General features: G+C 72.0%; 8 protein-coding genes and 1 riboswitch. All 8 genes read right to left on the bottom strand.

All coding sequences use genetic code 11. The features are described 5' to 3' along the window. Window positions 1–276: 276 nt before the first annotated feature. Complete coding sequence (locus ACY0I8_RS14975) at window positions 277–1,539, bottom strand: MFS transporter (RefSeq protein ID WP_459942193.1); 1,263 nt, start codon at window positions 1,537–1,539, stop codon at window positions 277–279. Between the two features lie 7 nt (window positions 1,540–1,546). Beyond that, a complete protein-coding gene (gene thiC / locus ACY0I8_RS14980) occupies window positions 1,547–2,827 on the bottom strand; it encodes a phosphomethylpyrimidine synthase ThiC (RefSeq protein ID WP_459942194.1) in 1,281 nt (426 codons plus the stop codon). Window positions 2,828–2,956: 129 nt separating this feature from the next. Then, window positions 2,957–4,330 (bottom strand): bifunctional hydroxymethylpyrimidine kinase/phosphomethylpyrimidine kinase, encoded by a 1,374-nt coding sequence (gene thiD / locus ACY0I8_RS14985; protein ID WP_461395385.1) that lies wholly within the window; start codon window positions 4,328–4,330, stop codon window positions 2,957–2,959. Continuing rightward, the gene (locus ACY0I8_RS14990) at window positions 4,327–4,959 is read right to left on the bottom strand and encodes a thiamine phosphate synthase (protein ID WP_459942196.1); all 633 of its coding nucleotides are present in this window, start codon (window positions 4,957–4,959) and stop codon (window positions 4,327–4,329) included. Before ACY0I8_RS14990 ends, thiD begins: the two co-directional genes overlap by 4 nt. A gap of 103 nt (window positions 4,960–5,062) precedes the next feature. Continuing rightward, window positions 5,063–5,164, bottom strand: a riboswitch (TPP riboswitch). Between the two features lie 36 nt (window positions 5,165–5,200). Then, window positions 5,201–5,389 carry a CooT family nickel-binding protein gene (locus tag ACY0I8_RS14995; RefSeq protein ID WP_459942197.1) on the bottom strand — a complete coding sequence of 63 codons (189 nt, stop codon included), beginning with the start codon at window positions 5,387–5,389 and terminating at the stop codon, window positions 5,201–5,203. Window positions 5,390–5,456: 67 nt separating this feature from the next. Next, entirely contained in the window at window positions 5,457–5,879 is a 423-nt protein-coding gene (locus tag ACY0I8_RS15000; protein ID WP_459942198.1) for an archease, read from the bottom strand. 120 nt (window positions 5,880–5,999) lie between these two features. Beyond that, window positions 6,000–6,449, bottom strand: coding sequence for a hypothetical protein (locus ACY0I8_RS15005; protein WP_459942199.1), 450 nt, complete (start codon window positions 6,447–6,449; stop codon window positions 6,000–6,002). Window positions 6,450–6,456: 7 nt separating this feature from the next. Beyond that, window positions 6,457–6,593: transposase (locus ACY0I8_RS15010; RefSeq protein ID WP_461394759.1), on the bottom strand; the 137-nt coding region annotated here is incomplete at its 5' end.

Here is a 6,593-nt window from a genome sequence, read left to right on the forward strand (position 1 = left end):
AGGTTGAGCATGCGCTCGTACTGGTTCTGGCACAGGTTCACGGACTCGATCCACCGGTCCATCTGCTGGGTCCAAAGGTTCGCTGCGCGGTCGACGAAGGTTTCACGTGCGGGCATGGTTCACTCCTCCTCTCCAAAGGGGTTCGTTCCGACACGCCCGCAGTCTAGGTTTGCTGCACTGCAACGTCAAGGACCCGAAGGGATACTTGTGGTACCCGAAGGGGTATCGAGGATGGCCCGAGTTTCCGGCGGTTCCCCCGTTTCCCCCGGCATGCGGCTACGCAGCATCGGCCCTCCCCTCCCCCGCCCCGGGCACGCCCAGGAGCACGATCCCCCCGGCGACCACGAGCCCCGTCACCGCGAGCACCCCGTCCCGGGGGTTCCCGGTCCACCAGCCCACCGCCCCCATCAGGGCGGGGCCGATCACGGCCGCGAACTTGCCCATCAGGTTGTAGAACCCGAAGAACTCGGCACTGCGGCCGGGCGGGACGAGCCGGCTGAAGAACGACCGGCTCAGGGCCTGCACCCCGCCCTGCACGAGCCCGATCACCACGGCGAGGCCGTAGAACTCGGCCGGGGTGCTCATCCCCCGCGCCCACAGCGTCACCCCGGCGTAGATGCCGAGCCCCAGGAGGATCGAGGCCTTGGGCCCGATCCGCTCGCCCAGACGTCCGTACGCCACGGCCGCGGGGAACCCCACGAACTGGGTCACGAGGAGGGCCTTCATCAGGTCGCCGGCCCCGAGGCCGAGGGCCAGCCCATAGTCCACGGCCATGCGCACCACGGTGTCGACCCCGTCCATGTAGAGCCAGTAGGCCAGCAGGAACCGGAGCGCCGGCCCGTGGTTGCGCACCTCCCCCAGGGTTTGCCGGAGCCGCGCCGCCCCGGCGCGCCAGGAGATCCCCCGCGCCCCGGGGGCCTCGCGCACCCAGCGGGCGAGGGGCGCCGAGAACAGGGCCCACCACGCGGCCACCGCGACGAAGGCGAACCGCACGGCGGCGCCCGGGCCGGGAAGCCCCAGCGCTTCGGGCCGGAGCACGGCCGCCAGGAGGCCCAGAAAGGCGAGGCCGCCCCCGAGGTACCCGAGGGCGTAGCCGAGGGCCGACACCCGATCCCTCACCGCCGGCTCGGCCACGTCCACGAGGAGGGCGTCGTAGAACACGTTGGCCCCCATGAACCCGACCGTGGCCAGAGCGTACAGGGCCGCGGCCCACGCCCAGCCGCCGGCGGGCACCCCGGCGAGGGCCGCCGTTCCCCCGATGCCGGCGGCGGCAAACCCCAGGAGCCAGCGCTTCTTTGCGCCCCCCGCGTCGGCCAGGGCGCCCAGGAACGGCGCGGCCGCCGCCACCGCCAGGCTGGCCGCGGAGTTCGCGAGCCCCAGCCGGAACGTCGCCACCCCCTCGGCGGCCCCGGCGCTCCAGGCCTCCCGGAAAAACACCGGGAAAAACCCGGCCATCACCGCGGTGGCGAAGGCCGAGTTGGCCCAGTCGTAGAGGGCCCAGGCCCAGACGGCCCGGCGGTCCTGCGGCCGCCCCGCCACCGGCGCCCTACCCGGTTCGACCCGAGAACACCTTCACGGCGCAGAACTCCCCGCACATGGTGCACACCTCGGCGTCGGCCGGAAGGCACCGCTCCCGCAGGTGCCGGGCCTTGGCCGGGTCCACGGCGAGCCGGAGTTGCTCCTCCCAGTCCAGGGCGGCCCGGGCCCGGCTCATGGCGTCGTCCCAGGCGCGGGCGCCCGGAACCCCCTTGGCCACGTCGGCCGCGTGGGCCGCGATCCGGGCCGCGATCACCCCCTCCCGCACGTCTTCGGCCGTGGGCAGCCCCAGGTGTTCCGACGGGGTCACGTAGCACAGGATGTCCACCCCGGCCCAGGCGGCCAGGGCGCCGCCGATGGCCGAGGTGATGTGGTCGTACCCCGGGGCCACATCGGTCACCAGCGGCCCCAGCACGTAAAACGGCGCGCCGTGGCAGAGCCGTTTCTGGAGCTTCACGTTCGCCTCGATCTGGTCGAGGGGCACGTGGCCCGGCCCCTCGATCATGACCTGACACCCCGCCTCCCAGGACCGAAGGGTCAGCCTGCCGAGCACCATGAGCTCGTGGATCTGCCCCCGGTCGGTGGCGTCGGCGAGCGCCCCCGGCCGGAACCCGTCCCCGAGGCTCAGCACCACCTCGTGCTCCCGGCAGATCTCGCACAACCGATCGAACTGGTCGTAGAGCGGGTTCTCCGCCCCGTTTTGGCGCATCCAGGCCACGGTGAACGACCCGCCCCGGCTGACCACCCCCAGCAGCCGAGGCTGGCTCTCCAGGAACTCCACCCCCTCCCGGGTGATGCCGCAGTGCACGGTGACGAAATCCACCCCCTCCCGGGCCTGCTCCTCGATCACCCGGAAGAGCACCTCCGGATCCATCTCGGGGATCGCCCGGCCGGCCTCCACCGTCTCGACCGCCGCCTGGTAGATGGGCACCGTCCCGACCGGCACGGGGCACTCGGCCAGGATCCGGCGCCGGATCTCCCGCACCGGCCCCCCGGTGGAGAGATCCATCACGGTGTCGGCCCCGGCCCGGAGCGCGGCCCGCAGCTTCGCCATCTCGGCCTCGGGGTCCATCTGGTCCTTGCTCGTGCCGATGTTGGCGTTCACCTTGGTCCGGAGCCCCTTGCCGATGGCCAGGGGCCGGCAACCGGGGCGGTTCCGGTTCTGGCACACGATCGCCTCGCCCCGGGCCACCGAGGCCGCCAGGGCCTCGGGGTCCACCCCCTCGGCCCTGGCCGCTTCCACCACCGGATCCGGCACCCGGCCGGCCCGGCACGCTTCCAGAATCGTCATCGGTTCATCCTCTTCTCGGCTGGGAGGCTGGGAAGCTGGGAGGCTCGAAGGCTGCCCCACCGGCTTCCCGGCCTGATCGACGCGATGCGGGCCGATCGACCGCCCCACGCGGTCGCCAACCCCGGCCCTCTATGGCGCGACCCGGCGCATCTCCCGCGCGACCGCCGCGACCCGGCGGGCCACCTCGGGCGCGGTGGCGCCGAAGATCCGGATCATGGGCTCCTTCCCTTGGTCCCCGGTGTCGTAGATCGCGTCCGGGGCCCGGGCGGCCCTCCGGAGCACCTCGGCGGTGCCCCATTCCAGGGTGGACCCCTCCCGCTCCTTCACCTCCCTCGGTTCCTCGGCGCGGCTGAACCCCTCGACCCGAAGCCCCAGGGCCCGGCAGGCCTCGAGAACGTCCTCCCCGTAGCGCACGTTCATCACGGCCCGGAACGGGCTTCCCCAGCGGGCCGAGGCGAGGAGGATCTTCGCCATGTGGCGGCTCGCCCCGAACCGCGGGCCGTCCACCCGCCGCACCCGGTCCCCCGCCCGCACGATCCGGCCCGGAAACGCGGCCACGTCGTCGAAGGTGGCCGCGGCCGGCAGGGCCTCGGCCAGGTTCGACTGCACCTCGGGGATGAGCTCCACCGGGTTCGCCTCTTCCAAGATCTCCCAGGCCGCCCAGAGCCGCTCCAGCACCCCGTGGCGGGCCACCAGGGGCGACCCGGCCCAGGGGTTGGTGGGGCCGTGGCCGGCCCCCAGGGGATAGGCGTTCGCCACAGCCTCCACGAGGACCGCCCGGGCCCGGCGCACCGCGTCCACCAGGCCGTCGCCCCGGGCCAGAAAGGCCGCGATCGCGGCCGAGAGGGTGCAGCCCGTGCCGTGGGTGTGGGGGGTGGGCACCCGGGGCGACCGGAACCGGTGCGTCCCGCCGTCGGCCAAGAGGAGAAGGTCCTCCACCTCCGCCCCCTCCGCGTGCCCCCCCTTCACCAGGACGGCCCGGGCCCCGGCCTCGATCACCCGCCGGGCCGCGGCCTCCCGGTCCTCGGCGGAGCGGATGGGGCGTCCCCCCAGCGCCTCGGCCTCGGGGAGGTTGGGGGTCACGAGGAGCGCCCGGGGGAGAAGCCGCCCCACCAGGGCGTCCCGCGCGTCGTCCCGCAGAAGGGGGGCTCCGCCCTTGGCCACCATCACGGGGTCCACGACGAGCCGCTCCACCCCGTGGCGGCCGAGCGCCTCGGCCACGGCCTCGATGATCGGGGCGGAGTGGAGCATGCCGGTCTTCACCGCGTCGGCCCCGATGTCCGAGAGCACCGCGTCGATCTGGGCCCCCACGGCCCCGGGCTCCAGGGGGTACACCCCGTGGACCCCCACGCTGTTCTGGGCCGTCACGGCCGTCAGCGCCGAACTCCCGTGGCAGCCCAGGAGCGCGAAGGTCCGGAGGTCGGCCTGGATGCCGGCCCCCCCGCCGGAGTCCGATCCGGCCACCGTGAGGCACCGGGGGGGAGTCGCTTGAACCTCTCTCACGTCTCCACCTCCTCGTGTTCCCTTGCCGGCCCGAGGGGCCGCCCGGCCCGTTCGAGGGCGTCCCGGAACTCCGCCACCCTCGCCCCAAGGTCCGGCGCGAGAAAGAGCGCCCCCAGCACGGCCACCCCGGCCGCCCCGGCGGCGAGCACCGGCCCCACCCGGTCGGGCGTGATCCCCCCGAGGCCGATCACCGGGATCCCGGCCCCGGTCGCCAGCTCCCGAAACCGTTCGAGCCCCAGGGGGGTCCCCAGCTTCGACGCCGGGGGGAACACCGGGCTCAAAAACGCGTAGTCGGCCCCGGCCCGCCGGGCGGCCTCGAGCTCCCCGCGGTCGTGGCACGAAACGCCGAGGAGCACCCCGGGAAGCTCGCGCCGCACCCGGGCCACGTCGAACCCGCAGCCCGGCAGATGGAGCCCCGGGGCGCCGACGGCCCGGCAGGCCTCGGGGTCGGCGTGCACCGTGATAAACACGCCGGGGCTCGCCTCCCGGATCGCCCCGGCCCAGGCGATGCGCTCGGCCGTCGAGGCGGCCCGGGCCCGCAGGCACACCCACCGGACGCCCGCGGCCGCGGCGCGCACGGCCGGCCCGACGGGGTCTCCCCCCAGGAGGTCGGCGTCGGCGATCGCCACGAGCGGGCTCGGTGGGCGCAACACGGTGGGCGGCCCTCCAGGAGCGGCAGGCCAAGCGGCGGGGAACGTCGCCGGAACGGCGAACGGCGGGCGAAAGGCGGGCTTTCGGCCGCGGCTGCTTCCCTACGCTGGCATTACCCAGGTCAGGTTCCAGGGGTCGTTCCCGGGCGGGAACTCTCAGCGTCACGCGCCCCCAGCAGGCGGCAATCTCGTCGGGAGGGGCGAACGGGCCGCCCCTCCCCTAGGCTTCTTCGAACACGATCCGGTGCTTGAGGAGGTTGACCTCCTTGAGCCGCCCCCGCACCACGGCCTCCTCCCCGAACAGGTTCCGGAGGCGGTACCCCCCCTCCACGGGTTCCATGTGGGTGACCTCTTCGAGGAGCGTCTCCTCCCGGTCGCCCCGGACGAGAAACGCGTTCGACTCACACACGGCGCATCACCTCCTCGGCCGACCATAGGTACGCCAAACCCGGGTGGGAGTCAAACCGGCCCGGCGCTCACACATCGAACACCACCCGAACCCTCCACCCCCCGCCCTCCGGGTCGGGACCCCAGAAAAGGTCGTGGTAGGTGGCGGCCTTGACCTCGAGGTCGAAGGGGTGGCGGCCGGGGTCGAGGGGTTCGCCCCGGGCCGTGCCGGCGATGCGCACCCCCCGGGCCTCCCGCACCTCCACCCGGGCCGGGAGCCAGTGCTCCGCGTTCACCAGGTACAGGACCTCGTTCAGAAACCCCACCAGGGCCTCGGCCTCGTCGAACCCCTCCACCTCGACCTTCCGCTCCTCCCCGGGCGACACCCGTTCCGGGTCGGTGATCTGGGCCAAAAGGCCCCGGCACAGGGCTTCCAGGGCGTCCTCCGGGGTCGCCCCCACGGCCTCGAGGGCCAGGTCCGCCGTATGCTCGATCGTCTTCCAGGTTCCCATTATCTTTCCCTCACATCCGGGGAATACCGCTCTCCGGCCCAGCCCCGTCGGCGAATTCCTTCCCGGCCGGAGCCAGCCCCCCACCCGCCTCCGGTAACACGTTCGACGGTATTAGCAGCACTAAACCGCGAGGAAGTACGCTTCCAACAATCGCTTCCATTCGCCGATAAATTCCTTGTACGCGTCTTCGGTGAAAGTTTCTATGAATCCACGCCCCTTTTCCGTCAGCGCAATGTACTCGTACGCAACCCACACCTCCGTTTCCCCATCGGAAACCGGAACACAGCGAACGGAGACAACCCCCACTTTTTCCCCCGCCTCTACCTTATAGAACTCGACACAGTAGTTCTCCGGCTCATACCGTTTGACGATCCATATGGCTTCCCCGGCAGCGTGGTCGTGACTTTCTGTCACAAAAACATAATCCTCACGTAGGGTTGTGTCTCCCATAACGTTCCTGTAGTCCCATCCGGGGACCCAACGTTTTTCGCCCTCCGGACTGAACAGGGGAAACACGACATCCACAGGGCGGGAGATCTGGAACTTCTCGGTGTGCCTGATCCGGTTCATTTTGGGCTCATCCGGCAAATGATGGGGTGGGCTCGTGGATGAACAGGACTCGCAGTTTGAAGTACTCCTGGTCCCGGAAGCCATAGGCCTGGCGCTTGAGCACCTTGATCTTGTTGTTCAGCCCCTCCAAGGGGGCCGTGGTGA

The organism is Deferrisoma sp. (genome assembly GCF_054681715.1).

Coding starts and splice junctions, on each gene's coding strand:
- thiC (WP_459942194.1), bottom strand. CDS start 2,827: ATGACGATTCTGGAAGCGTGCCGGGCCGGCCGGGTGCCGGATCCGGTG.
- ACY0I8_RS15000 (WP_459942198.1), bottom strand. CDS start 5,879: ATGGGAACCTGGAAGACGATCGAGCATACGGCGGACCTGGCCCTCGAG.
- ACY0I8_RS15005 (WP_459942199.1), bottom strand. CDS start 6,449: ATGAACCGGATCAGGCACACCGAGAAGTTCCAGATCTCCCGCCCTGTG.